General features: G+C 56.6%; 14 protein-coding genes. 8 read left to right on the forward strand and 6 right to left on the reverse strand.

The window, feature by feature from the left end; translation table 11 throughout:
• Positions 1 to 51: 51 nt before the first annotated feature.
• Entirely contained in the window at positions 52 to 273 is a 222-nt protein-coding gene (gene cspD / locus P349_RS22255) for a cold shock-like protein CspD (RefSeq protein ID WP_006809408.1), read from the reverse strand.
• Between the two features lie 267 nt (positions 274 to 540).
• Between cspD and clpS the strand changes: the two genes are divergently transcribed.
• The 3 genes from clpS to P349_RS22240 all read left to right on the forward strand — a co-directional run bounded on the left by clpS (position 541) and on the right by P349_RS22240 (position 3,869).
• Positions 541 to 861 carry an ATP-dependent Clp protease adapter ClpS gene (gene clpS / locus P349_RS22250; protein ID WP_006174393.1) on the forward strand — a complete coding sequence of 107 codons (321 nt, stop codon included), beginning with the start codon at positions 541 to 543 and terminating at the stop codon, positions 859 to 861.
• A gap of 27 nt (positions 862 to 888) precedes the next feature.
• A complete protein-coding gene (gene clpA / locus P349_RS22245) occupies positions 889 to 3,168 on the forward strand; it encodes an ATP-dependent Clp protease ATP-binding subunit ClpA (RefSeq protein WP_008499992.1) in 2,280 nt (759 codons plus the stop codon).
• 251 nt (positions 3,169 to 3,419) lie between these two features.
• A complete protein-coding gene (locus P349_RS22240) occupies positions 3,420 to 3,869 on the forward strand; it encodes a hypothetical protein (protein ID WP_032649217.1) in 450 nt (149 codons plus the stop codon).
• A gap of 71 nt (positions 3,870 to 3,940) precedes the next feature.
• On the opposite strand, the gene infA is transcribed toward P349_RS22240, so the two are convergent.
• From infA to trxB, 5 genes are all read right to left on the reverse strand, one after another.
• The gene (gene infA / locus P349_RS22235) at positions 3,941 to 4,159 is read right to left on the reverse strand and encodes a translation initiation factor IF-1 (RefSeq protein ID WP_002211347.1); all 219 of its coding nucleotides are present in this window, start codon (positions 4,157 to 4,159) and stop codon (positions 3,941 to 3,943) included.
• A 284-nt stretch (positions 4,160 to 4,443) separates the two neighbouring features.
• Entirely contained in the window at positions 4,444 to 5,148 is a 705-nt protein-coding gene (gene aat, locus P349_RS22230) for a leucyl/phenylalanyl-tRNA--protein transferase (protein WP_032649215.1), read from the reverse strand.
• Positions 5,149 to 5,193: 45 nt separating this feature from the next.
• Positions 5,194 to 6,915 (reverse strand): heme ABC transporter ATP-binding protein/permease CydC, encoded by a 1,722-nt coding sequence (gene cydC, locus P349_RS22225; RefSeq protein WP_032649213.1) that lies wholly within the window; start codon positions 6,913 to 6,915, stop codon positions 5,194 to 5,196.
• Positions 6,915 to 8,681 (reverse strand): heme ABC transporter permease/ATP-binding protein CydD, encoded by a 1,767-nt coding sequence (gene cydD, locus P349_RS22220; RefSeq protein ID WP_032649211.1) that lies wholly within the window; start codon positions 8,679 to 8,681, stop codon positions 6,915 to 6,917. Before cydD ends, cydC begins: the two co-directional genes overlap by 1 nt.
• 114 nt (positions 8,682 to 8,795) lie before the next feature.
• Complete coding sequence (trxB, locus tag P349_RS22215; protein WP_024907808.1) at positions 8,796 to 9,764, reverse strand: thioredoxin-disulfide reductase; 969 nt, start codon at positions 9,762 to 9,764, stop codon at positions 8,796 to 8,798.
• A gap of 545 nt (positions 9,765 to 10,309) precedes the next feature.
• Between trxB and lrp the strand changes: the two genes are divergently transcribed.
• From lrp to serS, 5 genes are all read left to right on the forward strand, one after another.
• Positions 10,310 to 10,804, forward strand: a complete 495-nt coding sequence (lrp, locus tag P349_RS22210) for a leucine-responsive transcriptional regulator Lrp (protein ID WP_000228469.1) — start codon at positions 10,310 to 10,312, stop codon at positions 10,802 to 10,804.
• 135 nt (positions 10,805 to 10,939) lie between these two features.
• Complete coding sequence (locus P349_RS22205; protein WP_032649209.1) at positions 10,940 to 14,629, forward strand: DNA translocase FtsK 4TM domain-containing protein; 3,690 nt, start codon at positions 10,940 to 10,942, stop codon at positions 14,627 to 14,629.
• Positions 14,630 to 14,757: 128 nt separating this feature from the next.
• Entirely contained in the window at positions 14,758 to 15,372 is a 615-nt protein-coding gene (gene lolA, locus P349_RS22200) for an outer membrane lipoprotein chaperone LolA (RefSeq protein ID WP_032649206.1), read from the forward strand.
• Positions 15,373 to 15,381: 9 nt separating this feature from the next.
• On the forward strand, positions 15,382 to 16,725 hold the full coding sequence (gene rarA / locus P349_RS22195; RefSeq protein ID WP_029739490.1) for a replication-associated recombination protein RarA: 1,344 nt from the start codon (positions 15,382 to 15,384) through the stop codon (positions 16,723 to 16,725).
• A gap of 92 nt (positions 16,726 to 16,817) precedes the next feature.
• Positions 16,818 to 18,110 carry a serine--tRNA ligase gene (gene serS / locus P349_RS22190; protein WP_008499983.1) on the forward strand — a complete coding sequence of 431 codons (1,293 nt, stop codon included), beginning with the start codon at positions 16,818 to 16,820 and terminating at the stop codon, positions 18,108 to 18,110.
• Positions 18,111 to 18,192 lie beyond the last annotated feature (82 nt).

Below are 18,192 nucleotides of genomic sequence, written 5' to 3' on the forward strand. Positions count from 1 at the left end.
GCCGATCGGGCTGGCATTTTGACTGCGGGATGTACACAATAAAACAGAGAGCTATGCAACCGTCTCTGCTTCAACGGGTACGATTAGGCTTGCATGATTGCCTTTTGGTCCCTGGTGTACATCGAACCGGACGGACTGCCCGGCTTTGAGCGTTCTGTAACCATCCATCTGAATGGTGGAATAGTGAGCGAAGATATCCTCGCCGCCGCCTTCGGGGCAGATGAAGCCAAACCCTTTGGCGTTGTTGAACCACTTAACAGTACCCATTTCCATGCTTCGACATCCTTCGTAAATCTTATAAGTTAAGATGGAATGAACCGGTGGTGGAGTGGGGGCTGTTCAAAACCTCGCCATCTCACGCTTGTACAATTTAGAGAAACGAAAGAAGTCGTCAAGCGTTTGGCGCTGGAGATGGGACAATAATCAACCAAAGTTTGAAGCAGTTAACGCTATTGCAATAGTTTGTGACAGACATCGCGGATGACAGTAATAGATGATTGTTATCTAACATCTGAGGTAGATTCAAAGTGGTTATGCATAATGGGTAAGACCAACGATTGGCTGGATTTTGACCAGCTGGCGGAAGATAAAGTGCGCGACGCGCTAAAACCGCCATCTATGTATAAAGTTATGTTAATGAACGATGATTACACGCCGATGGAATTTGTTATTGACGTGCTACAAAAGTTCTTTTCTTATGATGTAGAACGTGCAACGCAACTGATGCTTACCGTTCATTATCGTGGCAAAGCTATCTGCGGCATCTTCACAGCCGAAGTGGCGGAAACCAAAGTAGCGATGGTGAACGACTATGCGAGGGAGAACGAGCATCCGTTGCTGTGTACGCTGGAAAAGGCCTGATAAGGCATAAAATTGGGGGAGGTGCCTATGCTCAATCAAGAACTGGAACTCAGTTTAAACATGGCTTTCGCCAGAGCGCGTGAGCACCGACATGAGTTTATGACCGTCGAGCATTTACTGCTCGCACTGCTTAGCAACCCATCTGCCCGCGAAGCGCTGGAAGCCTGCTCCGTGGATCTGGTGGCGCTACGTCAGGAACTCGAAGCCTTCATCGAACAAACCACACCGGTGCTGCCAGCCAGTGAAGAAGAGCGCGACACGCAGCCGACGCTCAGCTTCCAGCGCGTGCTGCAGCGCGCGGTTTTCCACGTCCAGTCTTCCGGACGTAGCGAAGTGACTGGCGCAAACGTCTTAGTCGCCATCTTCAGCGAGCAGGAGTCACAGGCTGCCTACCTGCTGCGCAAACATGAAGTCAGCCGCCTCGACGTGGTTAACTTTATTTCTCACGGAACGCGCAAAGACGAGCCTAACCAGGCATCGGATTCCAGCAATCAGGTCAATAACAATGAAGAGCAAGCAGGCGGGGAGGATCGTATGGAAAACTTCACCACCAACCTTAACCAGCTTGCTCGCGTTGGCGGTATCGACCCGCTGATTGGTCGCGATAAAGAGCTGGAGCGCGCGATCCAGGTGCTGTGCCGTCGCCGCAAGAACAACCCGCTGCTGGTGGGGGAATCAGGCGTGGGTAAAACCGCGATTGCCGAAGGGCTTGCCTGGCGCATTGTGCAGGGCGACGTGCCGGAAGTGATTGCCGACTGCACCATCTACTCGCTGGATATCGGCTCGCTGCTGGCGGGCACCAAATACCGCGGTGATTTTGAAAAACGCTTCAAGGCACTGTTAAAACAGCTGGAGCAGGACACCAACAGCATCCTGTTTATCGATGAGATCCACACCATCATCGGCGCAGGTGCGGCCTCCGGTGGCCAGGTGGATGCGGCTAACCTGATCAAACCGCTGCTCTCCAGCGGCAAGATCCGCGTGATTGGCTCCACGACCTACCAGGAGTTCAGCAACATCTTTGAGAAAGACCGTGCGCTGGCGCGCCGCTTCCAGAAAATTGACGTGACCGAACCGTCCGTCGAGGAAACGGTGCAGATCATCAACGGCCTGAAGCCGAAGTACGAAGCGCACCACGACGTGCGTTACACCGCGAAAGCGGTCCGTGCGGCGGTGGAGCTGGCGGTGAAATACATCAACGATCGTCATCTGCCGGATAAGGCGATTGACGTGATTGACGAGGCAGGTGCGCGTGCGCGTCTGATGCCGGCCAGCAAGCGTAAGAAAACCGTTAACGTGGCGGATATTGAGTCCGTGGTGGCCCGCATCGCGCGTATCCCTGAGAAGAGCGTCTCTCAGAGCGACCGCGACACGCTGCGCACCCTCGGCAATCGCCTGAAAATGCTGGTCTTTGGTCAGGATAAAGCCATCGAGGCCTTAACCGAAGCGATCAAAATGGCCCGTGCCGGACTGGGGCATGACCACAAGCCTGTCGGTTCCTTCCTGTTCGCTGGCCCGACCGGCGTGGGGAAAACCGAGGTGACGGTTCAGCTCTCCAAAGCGCTGGGCATTGAGCTGCTGCGCTTTGACATGTCCGAGTATATGGAGCGTCACACCGTCAGCCGTTTGATTGGTGCACCTCCGGGCTACGTGGGCTTTGACCAGGGCGGCCTGCTCACCGACGCGGTGATCAAGCATCCGCACGCGGTCCTGCTGCTCGATGAAATCGAGAAGGCGCACCCGGACGTGTTCAACATCCTGCTGCAGGTGATGGACAACGGGACGCTGACTGACAACAACGGGCGCAAGGCGGACTTCCGCAACGTGGTGCTGGTGATGACCACCAACGCCGGTGTACGTGAAACCGAGCGTAAATCCATCGGCCTGATCCACCAGGATAACAGCACCGATGCGATGGAGGAGATCAAGAAGATCTTCACGCCGGAGTTCCGTAACCGTCTGGACAACATTATCTGGTTCGATCACCTGTCTACCGAGGTGATCCATCAGGTGGTGGACAAGTTCATCGTCGAGCTGCAGGTTCAGCTGGATCAGAAAGGCGTGTCGCTGGAAGTGAGCCAGGAGGCCCGCAACTGGCTGGCCGAGAAAGGCTACGACCGTGCGATGGGTGCCCGTCCGATGGCGCGTGTGATTCAGGACAACCTGAAGAAACCGCTGGCGAACGAGCTGCTGTTTGGCTCGCTGGTGGACGGCGGCCAGGTGACCGTGGCGCTGGACCAGGCGAAGAACGAACTGACGTACGATTTCCAGAGTGCGGCGAAGCACAAGCCGGAAGCGGCTCACTGAGTTGTAAGATAAAAGCAAAACGGCAACTTCGGTTGCCGTTTTTTTTGTTTTCTCCCTCTCCCCGTGGGAGAGGACTGGGGTGAGGGCAACAGGCCGCAGAGGAATTTTGCGAGGCGCTTTCCAGTTTCTTTCGAAGTCAGTTGCTGGATAAATACACAGTAATAAAATGGCGGCGCACCTGCAAAATCAGGTGCCGGGATTGGCGTCCTGAAAGTGTGCACAAACAATCTTACGTGCATAAAGGATCACATATGACTGATATTAATAATTTCGCCCAACTTTACAGCGAACTCTCCCTCAACCCCGATCTCCCCACCCTCGCCGAGCGCTGCAAACTGCTCACCGAAATCCTCCTCGACTGCAAATCACTCCCTCAAACGCAGCCCGTATGCCGTTGCCTGGGGGCTTATCTGGAAGAGGTGAAAACCGGCCTCACGGAATCCATGCGTGATTTTCAGATACTGGAATTTGAGGAAGAAGCGGCACAGCCGCGACAAAAAGAGTGGCTGCTGGAAGATACAGAAACGAAATGTGACTACTGCCGGGCGTTAAACCACGTGCTGCTGGTGTCGCATTTTGACCGCAATATGCTGCCGCATCTTACGGGATTACTTCACGACATGGCGCATTCTATGGCAGGAGATTTAATCGCTCCTGTACAACCATGGATGACAATACATCTTCCGACGCAGCAACACTAAAGCCATAAATAAAAAAGGCCGGGATAATCCCGACCTTTTAAATATTCATCTGCCATTACAGGCGAAAACAATTAGCGACTACGGAAGACAATGCGGCCTTTGCTCAGGTCGTACGGGGTCAGTTCAACAGTCACTTTGTCGCCCGTCAAAATGCGGATGTAGTTTTTGCGCATTTTACCGGAGATGTGCGCAGTTACCACGTGACCGTTTTCCAGCTCTACGCGAAACATGGTATTAGGTAACGTATCAAGTACGGTACCCTGCATTTCAATATTGTCTTCTTTGGCCATCTAATCCTCTGGGGTATCACTACCAAGTTTTGAACCGGCAAGATAATGCCGAAATTCATCAATTAAGTAAAGAATTGCGCGATTAAAACGCAGCAAAACAGTTTCGGCGCATTGCCCAAGCGTCACGGTACAACCGTACAGGAAGCGCATTCGTAAAGGGGAGACGACAGGATAAACGTCAGGACGTTATCTGAAGCGAGGGTCCCAAACGGCGGCGGGGCAACAGGCAGAAGCTACTCTGCGGCGTAATTATAACACCCTCACAAAAAATATGCGGAAAACATTTAGGCATTGGGCATAAAGAGCGTTCTCGGTATCCAGAAGTCGCGCGGGAGCTTCTCCTGACGGCTGGCATCCAGCTGTTCGATGTACTGGCGTCGCGGAATTTCAACAGCACCCAGGGAGGCCGTGTGCTCGTTGAGCACCTGACAATCGATCAGGCGTCCGCCGCGCTGGGCAAACGCCTCGCAGAAGACCAGCAGTGCAGTTTTCGAGGCGTTAACAGCACGAGAGAACATCGACTCACCGCAGAACAGCGTCCCCTGCGCCACGCCGTACATGCCGCCAACGAGTGCTCCGCCTTCCCACACCTCGATGGAGTGGGCGTAGCCAAGCTCATGGAGCTGGTGGTAGGCGGTAATAATATCGCGGGTTATCCATGTCCCTTCATAACGGTCTTCAGCACAGCCTTCAATGACCTGACCAAAGGCGTGGTTGAGGGTGACGCGGTAAGGTGATTTCGCATGGAAACGCTTCATGCTGCGGCTCACGTGAAACTGCCCTGGCCACAGCACGGCACGCGGATCGGGAGACCACCATAAAATCGGATCGCCGGGGGAAAACCAGGGGAATATACCGCGCTGGTACGCCATTAATAGTCGAGCGGGACTGAGGTCACCGCCAAGGGCCAGCAGCCCGTTGGGCTCACGCAGCGCCCCTTCCGGAGAAGGGAACGCGATGTTATGACGAGAAAGCTGGACCAGGCGCATGACAGCAAAACTCCAGTACGCGAGTGAGGACGCTACAAATATAGTCTACAGACGCTGTTTAAACTGGTAGTAGCGACCCTGTTTCGCCAACAGCTCTGCGTGACTACCTTGCTCAATAATGTGTCCGTTGTCCATCACAATTATCCGATCAAAACTCGCCAGTCCGCGCAGGCGGTGCGTGACCATCAGCACGGTTTTGCCGGTCATAACATTCGCCAGTAAATCAAGGATTTGACTCTCGGTTGTGGCGTCCAGCCCTTCGGTGGGCTCGTCGAGCAGCATCAGCGGCGCATCGTGCAGCAGCGCGCGCGCAATGGCCAGACGGCGCAGTTCACCGCCGGAGAGCTGGCGGCCGCCTTCGCCCAGCCAGCTGTTCAACCCCTCGTCCTCAAGCAGCTTTTGCAGTCCGACCTGCTCCAGCACGGCGCGAAGCGCATCATCAGACGCCTCTGGCGCGGCCAGCAGCAGGTTATCACGCAGCGTGGCGCTAAACAGATGCACGCGCTGCGGAACGACGCTCACGGCCTTGCGCAGGGCCTGCTCGCTGAAATCAGTCAGCAACGTATTATTAAAACGGATCTGACCGCGCTGCGGATCCCAGGCGCGGGTCAGCAACTGCAGCAGCGTCGATTTACCGCAGCCGGTACGGCCGAGGATCGCAATTCGCTGTCCTGCCTTAACAGAAAGGTTGATACCTTCCAGCGCGTTCTGCGCCTGTTTGTCGTAGGCGAAGGTGACATCTTCAAGCGTTAGCGCAACCTGCTCTGGAACAGCGGTTTGCCCGGCACTGAACGTAACTTCAGGCTCCTGCTCCGCAATCTGGGTGATGCGCAGGGCAGAGGCGATGACCTGACCCAGATGCTGGAAGGCGCCCGTCACCGGGGCCAGCGCTTCAAACGCCGCCAGCGCGCAGAAGACGAAAAGGGCAATAAGCGGACCCGGCTGTGAATTTCCCCCGACATCGCCGGAGGCCAGCCACAGCATGGCAATCACCGCCACGCCGCCGATTAACATCATCAGTGCCTGAGAGAAGGCCGTCAGCTCCGACTGGCGGCGCTGGGCCTCATGCCAGTTCAGCTCCGTACTTTCCATCCGCGCGCGGTAGCGCTTGCTGGCACCAAAAATGGTCAGCTCAGCCTGCCCCTGAAGCCAGGAGGTTAGCTGCTGGCGGTAGTCTCCGCGCAAACGCGTCAGGTTTTCCCCGGTGGATTTCCCGGCGCGGTAAAACAGCGGCGGCAGAATGATGAGCGTCAGCAGCATGATCCCGCCCAGCGTCAGCGCAACGGGAACATCCAGAACAGACAGCCCCAGCGTGACAACCACAATCACCACAAATGCGCCCACGATCGGGGAGATCACGCGCAGGTACAGGTGATCCAGCGTGTCGACATCCGCAACGACACGGTTGAGTAGCTCACCCTGACGAAAACGCGCCAGCCCGGCAGGGGAGAGGGGCAGCAGCTTGCTGAAAGTGTAGATGCGCAGGTGCTGCAGCACGCGGAAAGTGGCGTCGTGGCTGACCAGCCGTTCGAAATAGCGTCCGGCAGTACGGGTGATGGCGGTACCGCGAACCCCGGCAGCCGGAAGCATATAGTTGAAGCTGTATAATCCGGCGAACCCTGCGACGGCTGAGGCCGACAGGAACCAGCCGGAAAGCGTGAGCAGTCCGATGCTGGCGAGCAGCGTGACAATGGCCAGCACAATCCCCAGCGTCAGCATCCATTTGTGGCGTTTATAGAGCGCAAGATAAGGCAGCAGAGCACGCATCAGATGTCCTCCTGACGGTTCGCCAGCAGGGCGGCAAACGGTCCCTGCGCGGCAACGAGAGAGGCGTAATCGCCTTGCTCAACAATACGGCCGTTCTCCATGACCCAGATCTGGTCCCAGTCGGCAATGCCTTCCAGCTGATGGGTGACCATCAGGGTGGTTTGCTGCCGGGAGGCGGCGTTCAGGGCTTCCATTACGCGCTGCTCGCTGTGGGCATCCAGGCTGGCGGCGGGTTCATCCAGCAGCATCAGCTGGCAAGGATTCAACAACGCGCGGGCAACGGCCACACGCTGCGCCTGTCCGACCGACAGCCCGGCGGACTGGTCACCGACCACGGTATCTACCCCTTGCGGGAGCAGCGGCAGAAACTCGCTGACCCAGGCGCGGTCGAGAACCGATTGCAGTTCATCTTCACGCGCATCCGGGCGCGCCAGAAGCACATTTTCACGCAGCGTAGAGGCGGGAAGCTGTGGGTTTTGGCCCACCCAACTGAGCTGTTTACGCCAGGCGTCAGGATCGAGGTTGCGCAGTTCGGTTCTGTTGATCCGCAGTGAACCCGTATAGGCCATAAATCCGGATAGCGCATTCAGCAGAGAACTTTTCCCGGAACCGCTGGTGCCGACGAGCACCACGCGTTGTCCGGCAGGTAAGGTAAAGTTCAGCGGACCCGCAAGCACTTTGCCTTCGGGTGACAGAATGGAAAAGTCCTGTGCTTCGATGGTCACGGGCTCTTTAGCATTCAGCGTAACGTCACCGCGCTCCGGGTTTGCCAGCGGCGTTTCCAGGAACGTTTTCAGGCTATCGGCTGCGCCAACCGCCTGGGCTTTGGCGTGATAGAAGGTCCCCAGATCGCGAAGCGGCTGGAAAAACTCCGGGGCCAGGATCAGCGCCAGGAACCCGGCAGAAAGGGTCACCGCCGTGCCGTAATGGCCAAAATCCAGCGCGCCGAGGTAGGAGAAACCGAAGTAGACCGCCACGAGGGCAATCGACAGAGAGGTAAAGAATTCCAGTACGCCGGAAGACAAGAAGGCGAGGCGTAACACTTCCATGGTGCGCTGACGGAAGTCCTGTGACGCCTGGCGAATGTTTTCGGTTTCCGCTTCACCACGGCCAAAAATGCGTAACGTCTCCATGCCGCGCAGACGATCGAGGAAATGGCCGCTCAGGCGACCCAGTGCCAGGAAGTTACGGCGGTTGGCATCCGCTGCCCCCATGCCGACCAGCGCCATAAACAGCGGGATCAGCGGGGCGGTGCCCATCAGAATCAACGCAGCCATCCAGTTCACCGGGAAGATGGCGATCACGATCAGCAGCGGAACGAAGACGGCAAGGGCCATCTGCGGCAGATAGCGCGCATAGTAGTCGTGCATATCGTCAATCTGCTCAAGGATCAGCGTCGCCCAGCTACCGGCTGGTTTACCCTGGATCCACGCGGGCCCGGCTTCCTGAAGCCTGTCGAGCACCTGACGACGGATCTCGTAGCGGATGTGCTGTCCGGCGTGAAAACCGACGCGCTCACGCAGCCACACCACCCAGGCGCGCAGGATAAAAATCAGGATCAGGACAATAAAGGGCAGCAGGAGCGCTTCGCGTGGAATGTTCTCCATGATCATGTGATTAAGAATGCGGGCCAGCAGCCATGCCTGGGCAACAATCAACAGGCCGCTAACGAACCCCAGGAGACGGGAGATCGTAAGCCAGCGGCGGGAAATAACGCTTTGCTGTTTCAGCCAGCGTGTTAACTCTTGTTGACGGGTTTTTTCCATTGCGTACTTTGCAGGTGACGTTATTAGAAATTGGGCAGCGCAATGTTACAACGGGGAGACAATAAAGGCGACTTATCGCCGCCTTTATTTACGTTTGTTACTGACTTGTAAAGATTATTTACCTTGTTCAGCCAGTCCATCGAGGTAGCGTTCAGCGTCCAGCGCGGCCATACAGCCGGTGCCCGCAGAGGTGATCGCCTGACGGTAAATATGGTCCATCACGTCGCCGGCCGCGAACACGCCCGGGATGCTGGTCTGGGTCGCGTTACCGTGAATGCCGGACTGCACTTTGATGTAGCCATTTTCCAGCTCCAGCTGACCGTCGAAGATCGCGGTGTTCGGGCTGTGACCGATCGCCACAAACAGACCCGCCACTTCCAGCGTTTCGACGTTATCGGTGTTCTGGGTATCACGGATACGCAGACCGGCAACGCCCATCTGGTCGCCCGTCACCTCTTCCAGGGTACGGTTGGTGTGCAGCACGATGTTGCCGCTTGCCACTTTATCCATCAGACGTTTGATCAGGATCTTCTCCGCGCGGAAGGTGTCGCGACGGTGGATCAGATGCACCTCAGAGGCAATGTTCGCCAGGTAGAGCGCTTCTTCCACGGCGGTGTTGCCGCCGCCGATGACCGCGACTTTCTGATTGCGGTAGAAGAAACCGTCGCAGGTTGCGCAGGCAGAAACGCCGCGGCCTTTGAACGCTTCTTCGGATGGCAGACCGAGGTAACGGGCAGAGGCGCCGGTGGCGATGATCAGCGCGTCACAGGTGTATTCGCCGCTGTCGCCCGTCAGGCGGAACGGACGGTTCTGCAGATCGACCTTATTGATGTGATCGAACAAAATTTCGGTTTCGAATTTAGCAGCATGCTCGTGCATACGCTCCATCAGCAGCGGCCCGGTCAGGTCATTCGGGTCGCCTGGCCAGTTTTCCACTTCGGTGGTGGTGGTCAGCTGACCGCCTTTTTCCATGCCGGTGATGAGTACCGGGTGCAGGTTAGCGCGTGCAGCATAGACCGCCGCGGTATATCCCGCAGGTCCAGAACCAAGGATTAGCAGCTTACTGTGTTTGGCCGTGCCCATGAGATCCCCATTGTTGTTGGCAGACATTTGGCTGGATTGTAGGGAATTTGTTGTCGTAAAAAAAGAGCGCAGCAATTTTGATATCAATCTGTGTAATAGCCACGGACGATGAATAGCGCGCGATAACATCACGCTTTCTCCTGAAAACCGGTCGTTTGTAAGGCAATAAAATGAGGATTAATACCCTGCCGCAATGAATATCCGGCATGTTGTACTAAAAAACGATGTTTTGCTTTGACAATCCCCTGCGCTTTTGCGAAAACATTCAAGGAAGAAGAAAAAACCGTGTTAACCGTATGCCGCATAGGCATGCACGTAAATGCCATTTTTACCGGGTCAGTGAAATCTACGCATGGCGTGGACAGACGCCATACGTGATGTCGGTGACTGCCTTCGGGCAACGGTCTTCTTACCAACAGAACCCGAATCCGCATCGCGTCTAATACATAATCAGGCGATGTGATGACTAACGGGTACAGGCTCTGAACAGTGATGTGCACAGGGTCCAGGCAGGAGTAGGGAAGGAATACAGAGAGACAATAATAATGGTAGATAGCAAGAAGCGCCCTGGCAAAGATCTCGACCGTATCGATCGTAACATTCTTAATGAATTGCAAAAGGATGGGCGTATTTCCAACGTCGAGCTTTCAAAACGTGTGGGACTTTCCCCGACGCCGTGCCTTGAGCGTGTGCGCCGACTGGAAAGACAGGGTTTCATTCAGGGCTATACTGCTCTGCTGAACCCGCATTATCTGGATGCCTCACTTCTGGTATTTGTTGAGATTACTCTGAATCGTGGTGCGCCGGATGTGTTTGAGCAATTTAACGCCGCTGTACAGAAACTTGAAGAAATTCAAGAGTGTCACCTGGTATCCGGTGATTTCGACTACCTGTTGAAAACCCGTGTGCCTGATATGTCCGCCTACCGTAAGCTGCTGGGTGAAACCCTGCTGCGTCTGCCAGGCGTGAACGACACCCGTACCTATGTGGTGATGGAAGAGGTCAAACAGAGCAATCGTCTGGTTATTAAGACGCGCTAACACGGAACAGGTGCAAAATCAGCGTAGTTTGATTACACTCCTGTTAATCCATACAGCAACAGTGCCGGGGAGTCCCGGCACTGTTGTCCGTTTTAGCAAACAGGCAGGATATGCCTGATACCTGGAGAGCCTTTCTTGAGCCAGGAATACACTGAAGACAAAGAAGTCACACTATCGAAGCTAAGCAGCGGACGTCGTCTCCTCGAGGCTTTGCTGATTGTTATTGCCCTTTTTGCCGTCTGGCTGATGGCAGCCTTACTCAGTTTCAACCCCTCGGATCCCAGCTGGTCACAAACTGCATGGCATGAGCCTATCCATAATTTAGGCGGTGTCCCCGGTGCCTGGCTTGCGGACACGCTGTTTTTCATTTTCGGTGTGATGGCCTATACCCTTCCCGTCATTATCATTGGCGGATGCTGGTTTGCCTGGCGTCATCGTCAGAACGATGATTACATCGACTATTTCGCCGTGTCGCTGCGCCTGATTGGCGCGTTGGCGCTGATCCTCACCTCGTGCGGGCTGGCAGCGATTAATGCGGATGATATCTGGTACTTCGCCTCGGGCGGGGTGATCGGCAGTTTGTTGAGCTCTGCACTACAGCCGATGCTGCACAGCAGCGGCGGCACGCTCGCATTGCTCTGCATCTGGGCGGCCGGGCTGACGTTGTTTACCGGCTGGTCCTGGGTGAGCATTGCCGAGAAAATCGGCAGTTTTATCCTCACCATTCTGACCTTCGCCAGCAACCGTACCCGTCGTGACGATACGTGGGTTGATGAAGACGAGTACGAAGAGGAAGAGGAAGATGACGCGCCTGTGCAGCGTCGCGAGTCTCGTCGTGCGCGTATCCTGCGCGGCGCGCTGGCGCGTCGTCAGCGTGTTGCTGAGAAATTTGCCAACCCGCTTGGCCGTAAAACCGATGCGGCGCTCTTCTCCGGTAAACGCATGGATGAAGACGAGCAGGTGGCGTATCGTGCGGCGGGTGTCGCCGTCGATCCTGACGATGTGCTCTTCTCCGGCAGCCGGGCCATGCCGGGTGACTTCGACGAATACGATCCGCTGTTAAATGGCCACTCGGTTACCGAGCCGGTTGCGGCAGCAGCCGCCGCGACGACCGCTGCGCAGGCGTATGCCGCGCCGGTCGACGCTGTGATGCCATCCGCGCCGGTTTCGCCGCCGGAATCCGTTATTCAGCAGCCGCAGGTTGACTGGCAGACTGCGCCCGGTGTTCACACGCCGGAGCCCGTTATCGCACCTGGACCTGAAAGCTATGTCCCTGTGCAGCAGGAGCAGTGGCAACAGCCTTATCAGCCGCCGCAGCCTGCGTGTGAACCGCAAAATTACCCGTACGATGAACAGCTGGTGGCCCAACCTTATCAGGAGTATGTGCCTGATAAGGTTGAACCTGTGCAGCCTTATATTGAGCCGCAGCCTGAACCTGAAATCGTGGAAGAGGTGAAGCCCGCCCGTCCACCGCTGTACTATTTCGAAGAAGTCGAAGAGCGACGTGCGCGTGAACGCGAGCAGCTGGCTGCCTGGTACCAGCCGGTGCCTGAACCGGTGCAGGAGCCGGTGACGAAAGCGCCTTCTGTTTCCGTTCCACCGATCGACCCGACGCCTGCAGTCGCACCGGTAGCGGAAAGTGTGAAGCAGGCTACTGCGGCCGCTGCCGCGGCTGCACCTGTCTTTAGTCTGGCAACAGGGGGCGCGCCACGCCCTCAGGTGAAGGAGGGGATTGGTCCGCAACTGCCTCGCCCTAACCGCGTTCGCGTTCCAACCCGCCGAGAGCTTGCCTCTTATGGTATCAAGCTGCCTTCCCAGCGTATGGCTGAAGAGAAAGCGCGCGAGCCTGACTACGAAGATGACGCCGATGAAATGCAGCAGGACGAGCTGGCCCGCCAGTTCGCTGCGCAGCAGAATCAGCGCTACGGTGAAGAATACCAGCACGATGAACCGATGCTGGAAGATGAAGAGGACGCGGCAGAAGCAGAACTGGCGCGCCAGTTTGCCGCCACCCAGCAGCAGCGCTATTCCGGTGAGCAACCGGCGGGTGCAAACCCGTTCTCGCTGTCTGATTTTGAATTTTCGCCGATGAAGGATCTGGTGGATGATGGCCCGAGCGAGCCTTTATTTACCCCGAGCGTGATGCCGGAAGCAGAGCCTGTGCGCCAGCAGCCAACACCACAGACATACTCGCAGCCTCAACAACCAGTTCAGCAGCCGTATGCGCAACCGCAGCAGGCACCACAGCCGCCGCAGTTCCAGCAGCCTGCGCCTCAGCCGCAGGAGAGCCTGATTCACCCGCTGCTGATGCGTAACGGTGACAGCCGTCCGCTGCAGCGTCCAAGCACGCCGCTGCCGTCTCTGGATCTGTTAACGCCGCCGCCGTCAGAAGTGGAACCGGTCGATACCTTCGCGCTCGAACAAATGGCGCGTCTGGTCGAAGCCCGTCTGGCTGACTTCCGCATCAAGGCGGACGTGGTGAACTACTCGCCGGGTCCTGTTATCACCCGTTTTGAACTGAACCTGGCGCCAGGCGTTAAAGCCGCGCGCATTTCCAACCTGTCCCGCGACCTGGCGCGTTCTCTGTCGACCGTGGCGGTACGTGTGGTGGAAGTGATTCCGGGCAAACCTTACGTTGGCCTTGAACTGCCGAACAAGAAACGTCAGACCGTCTACCTGCGTGAAGTGCTGGATAACACCAAATTCCGCGATAACCCATCCCCGCTGACCGTGGTGCTGGGTAAAGATATCGCGGGCGATCCGGTGGTGGCAGATCTCGCCAAAATGCCTCACCTGCTGGTCGCGGGTACTACCGGTTCCGGTAAGTCTGTCGGTGTGAACGCCATGATCCTCAGTATGCTGTATAAAGCGCAGCCGGAAGATGTGCGTTTCATCATGATCGACCCGAAAATGCTCGAACTGTCGGTCTACGAAGGCATCCCGCATCTGCTGACCGAAGTTGTGACCGATATGAAAGATGCCGCCAACGCCCTGCGCTGGAGCGTCAATGAGATGGAACGCCGCTACAAGCTGATGTCTGCGCTGGGCGTGCGTAACCTGGCCGGTTATAACGAGAAAATCGCCCAGGCGGTGCGCATGGGACGTCCGATTCCGGATCCTTACTGGAAACCGGGTGACAGCATGGATGCCCAGCATCCGGTGCTGGAAAAACTGCCTTATATCGTCGTGCTGGTCGATGAATTCGCTGACCTGATGATGACCGTCGGTAAGAAAGTGGAAGAGTTGATTGCCCGTCTGGCGCAGAAAGCGCGTGCGGCCGGTATTCACCTTGTGCTGGCGACCCAGCGTCCTTCTGTGGACGTTATTACCGGCCTTATCAAAGCGAACATTCCGACGCGTATCGCCTTTACCGTATCAAGTAAAATTGACTCCCGTACCATTCTTGACCAGGGCGGCGCAGAGTCGCTGCTGGGTATGGGTGACATGCTCTATTCCGGCCCGAACTCCACCTCTCCGGTGCGTGTCCACGGTGCGTTCGTCCGCGATGAGGAAGTTCACGCCGTCGTGCAGGACTGGAAAGCGCGCGGTCGTCCACAATATGTTGACGGGATCACCAGCGATACGGAAAGCGAAGGCGGCGGCGGTGGCTTCGACGGCGGCGAAGAGCTGGATCCGTTATTCGATCAGGCGGTTAGCTTCGTTACCGAAAAACGCAAAGCGTCCATCTCTGGGGTGCAGCGTCAGTTCCGCATCGGCTATAACCGCGCGGCGCGTATCATCGAGCAGATGGAAGCGCAGGGCATTGTGAGCGAGCAGGGGCATAACGGTAACCGCGAGGTGCTGGCACCGCCGCCGTTTGATTAACCTTCAGCGATTGCAAAGAAGGGTAAATCAGCCAAAATTAAGCATTTTCTTCTGTCGCCTGCCTTCGGGCAGGTCCAGAATAGAAGACGGAAACCCCATATCGGGAAGACGTATTTTAAGGAATAACAATGAAAAAAATCGCCATCGCCTGTGCATTACTCACCAGTTTTGTCGCCAGCGGCGTCTGGGCTGATGCAGCCAGCGACCTTAAAAGCCGACTGGATAAAGTAAGCAGCTTCCACGCCAGCTTCACGCAAAAAGTGACTGACGGCAGCGGCAACGCGGTGCAGGAAGGCCAGGGAGATTTGTGGGTAAAACGCCCGAATCTGTTCAACTGGCACATGACCCAGCCGGATGAGAGCATCCTGGTATCTGACGGCAAAACCTTATGGTTCTTCAACCCGTTCGTTGAGCAGGCTACGGCGACCTGGCTGAAGGATGCCACCAGCAATACGCCGTTTATGCTGATTGCCCGTAACCAGGCCAGCGACTGGCAGCAGTACAATATTAAACAGACGGGTGACGAGTTTGTCCTGACGCCGAAAGGCAGCAACGGCAACTTGAAACAGTTCACCATTAACGTAAGCACCAACGGTACCATTAATCAGTTCGGCGCGGTTGAGCAGGACGATCAGCGCAGCAGCTACCAGCTTAAATCTCAGCAGAACGGCGCCGTTGATGCATCGAAATTCACCTTTACCCCGCCGAAGGGCGTAACGGTGGACGACCAACGCAATAAGTAAGAGGCGTGAGTGGGCAATCTGTCGCTCGATTTTTCAGATAACGCGTTTCAACCTCTGGCCGCTCGCATGCGGCCAGAAAATTTAGCGCAGTACATCGGCCAGCAGCACCTGCTGGCTGCCGGTAAGCCATTGCCGCGCGCCATTGAGGCCGGGCATCTTCACTCCATGATCCTCTGGGGGCCCCCTGGCACCGGCAAGACCACGCTTGCAGAAGTGATCGCCCGTTATGCCAACGCGGACGTTGAACGCATCTCGGCGGTCACCTCCGGCGTGAAAGAGATCCGCGAAGCGATCGAGCGTGCGCGGCAGAACCGCAATGCCGGGCGGCGCACCATCCTCTTCGTGGACGAAGTCCACCGCTTCAACAAGAGCCAGCAGGATGCCTTCCTGCCGCATATTGAAGACGGCACGATCTTCTTCATCGGCGCGACCACCGAAAACCCGTCGTTTGAGCTGAACTCGGCGCTGCTTTCCCGCGCGCGCGTTTACCTGCTCAAATCGCTGACGACCGAGGATATCGAAAAGGTTCTTACTCAGGCGATGGACGACAAAGCGCGGGGCTACGGCGGGCAGGATATCGTTCTGCCTGACGACACGCGTCGTGCGATTGCCGAGCTGGTCAACGGCGATGCGCGTCGGGCGCTGAATACGCTGGAAATGATGGCCGATATGGCCGAAGTTGACGATGCCGGGAAGCGGGTGCTGAAGCAGGAACTGCTCACCGAAATTGCCGGGGAGCGCAGCGCACGTTTCGATAACAAAGGCGACCGTTTTTACGACCTGATCTCGGCGCTGCATAAGTCCGTGCGCGGCAGCGCGCCGGATGCGGCGCTTTACTGGTACGCGCGCATTATCACTGCGGGCGGCGATCCGTTATACGTCGCGCGTCGCTGCCTGGCGATTGCATCAGAAGATGTCGGCAATGCCGATCCTCGCGCCATGCAGGTCGCGCTGTCGGCCTGGGACTGCTTCACCCGCGTTGGACCCGCGGAAGGCGAACGTGCCATAGCGCAGGCGATTGTCTATCTGGCCTGCGCGCCGAAAAGCAATGCGGTTTATACCGCCTTCAAAGCGGCGATGTCCGACGCGCGCGAACGCCCGGACTACGATGTGCCGGTTCATCTGCGTAACGCGCCGACCAAGCTGATGAAAGAGATGGGTTACGGGCAGGAGTATCGCTACGCTCACGACGAACCCAATGCCTACGCTGCCGGGGAGGAATATTTCCCGCAGGAGATGGCACAAACGCGCTATTATCACCCCACAAACAGAGGTCTTGAAGGCAAGATTGGTGAAAAGCTCACCTGGCTCGCCGGACAGGATCAAAATAGCCCTATAAAACGCTACCGTTAGTTCAATCGTTGCGGTAATGTTGGCAATGTATCCTTGTGGCCGCAGGCTGTGGTCACATTTTCCTATTTTAATTCGATAAGCACAGGATAAGCATGCTCGATCCCAATCTGCTGCGTAATGAGCCAGACGCAGTCGCTGAAAAACTGGCACGCCGGGGCTTTAAGCTGGATGTAGATAAGCTGCGCGCTCTTGAAGAGCGTCGTAAAGTTCTGCAGGTACAAACTGAAAATCTGCAGGCAGAGCGTAACTCTCGATCGAAATCCATCGGCCAGGCGAAAGCGCGCGGGGAAGATATTGAGCCATTACGCCTGGAAGTGAACAAACTGGGTGAAGAACTGGATCAGGCGAAAGCTGAGCTGGACGTTCTTCAGGCCGAGATTCGTGATATTGCCCTGGCTATCCCGAATATTCCTGACGACAGCGTGCCTGTCGGCAAAGATGAAAACGACAACGTTGAAGTGAAACGCTGGGGCACGCCTCGTGAGTTTGACTTCGAGGTGCGCGATCACGTGACGCTGGGCGAAATGCACGCGGGCCTGGACTTTGCGGCAGCGGTTAAGCTGACCGGCTCTCGCTTCGTGGTGATGAAAGGCCAGATTGCCCATCTGCACCGTGCGCTGGCGCAGTTCATGCTGGATCTGCACACCGAGCAGCATGGCTACAGCGAAACCTACGTACCGTATCTGGTTAACCACGATACGCTGTACGGTACGGGCCAGCTGCCGAAATTTGCCGGCGATCTGTTCCATACCCGTCCGCTGGACGAAGAAGCAGACAGCAGCAACTACGCGCTGATCCCAACCGCTGAAGTGCCGCTGACTAACCTCGTGCGTGATGAGATCATTGACGAAGACGACCTGCCAATCAAACTGACGGCGCACTCTCCGTGCTTCCGTTCTGAAGCCGGTTCTTACGGTCGCGACACGCGTGGTCTGATCCGTATGCACCAGTTCGACAAGGTTGAGATGGTGCAGATCGTCCGTCCTGAAGAATCCATGGACGCGCTGGAAGAGATGACCGGCCACGCTGAGAAAGTGCTGGAGCTGCTGGGTCTGCCGTACCGTCGTATGGCGCTGTGTACCGGTGATATGGGCTTTGGCGCCTGCAAAACCTTCGACCTGGAAGTGTGGGTGCCTGCGCAGAACACCTACCGTGAAATCTCCTCCTGCTCTAACGTCTGGGATTTCCAGGCGCGCCGCATGCAGGCTCGCTGCCGCAGCAAATCTGACAAGAAAACCCGTCTGGTGCATACCCTGAACGGTTCTGGTCTGGCTGTAGGCCGTACGCTGGTTGCCGTGCTGGAAAACTACCAGCAGGCAGATGGTCGTATTGAGATCCCTGAAGTGCTGCGTCCATACATGAAAGGCCAGCAGTACATCGGCTAATATTTGTCTTAAAACAAAAAAGCGCCTCAGGGCGCTTTTTTTATGCCTTTGATTTGATACGAAGCAATAACCTCTCCCTCTA

The organism is Enterobacter sp. DC4 (genome assembly GCF_000568095.1).
Classification (GTDB): Bacteria; Pseudomonadota; Gammaproteobacteria; order Enterobacterales; family Enterobacteriaceae; genus Enterobacter; species Enterobacter pseudoroggenkampii.

Excerpts from the sequence above, each read along its gene's own strand:
- lolA (WP_032649206.1), top strand. The coding sequence starts at position 14,758 with ATGAAAAAAATCGCCATCGCCTGTGCATTACTCACCAGTTTTGTCGCC.
- aat (WP_032649215.1), bottom strand. The coding sequence starts at position 5,148 with ATGCGCCTGGTCCAGCTTTCTCGTCATAACATCGCGTTCCCTTCTCCG.
- clpS (WP_006174393.1), top strand. The coding sequence starts at position 541 with ATGGGTAAGACCAACGATTGGCTGGATTTTGACCAGCTGGCGGAAGAT.
- clpA (WP_008499992.1), top strand. The coding sequence starts at position 889 with ATGCTCAATCAAGAACTGGAACTCAGTTTAAACATGGCTTTCGCCAGA.
- P349_RS22240 (WP_032649217.1), top strand. The coding sequence starts at position 3,420 with ATGACTGATATTAATAATTTCGCCCAACTTTACAGCGAACTCTCCCTC.
- cspD (WP_006809408.1), bottom strand. The coding sequence starts at position 273 with ATGGAAATGGGTACTGTTAAGTGGTTCAACAACGCCAAAGGGTTTGGC.
- infA (WP_002211347.1), bottom strand. The coding sequence starts at position 4,159 with ATGGCCAAAGAAGACAATATTGAAATGCAGGGTACCGTACTTGATACG.
- trxB (WP_024907808.1), bottom strand. The coding sequence starts at position 9,764 with ATGGGCACGGCCAAACACAGTAAGCTGCTAATCCTTGGTTCTGGACCT.
- serS (WP_008499983.1), top strand. The coding sequence starts at position 16,818 with ATGCTCGATCCCAATCTGCTGCGTAATGAGCCAGACGCAGTCGCTGAA.
- cydC (WP_032649213.1), bottom strand. The coding sequence starts at position 6,915 with ATGCGTGCTCTGCTGCCTTATCTTGCGCTCTATAAACGCCACAAATGG.
- cydD (WP_032649211.1), bottom strand. The coding sequence starts at position 8,681 with ATGGAAAAAACCCGTCAACAAGAGTTAACACGCTGGCTGAAACAGCAA.
- lrp (WP_000228469.1), top strand. The coding sequence starts at position 10,310 with ATGGTAGATAGCAAGAAGCGCCCTGGCAAAGATCTCGACCGTATCGAT.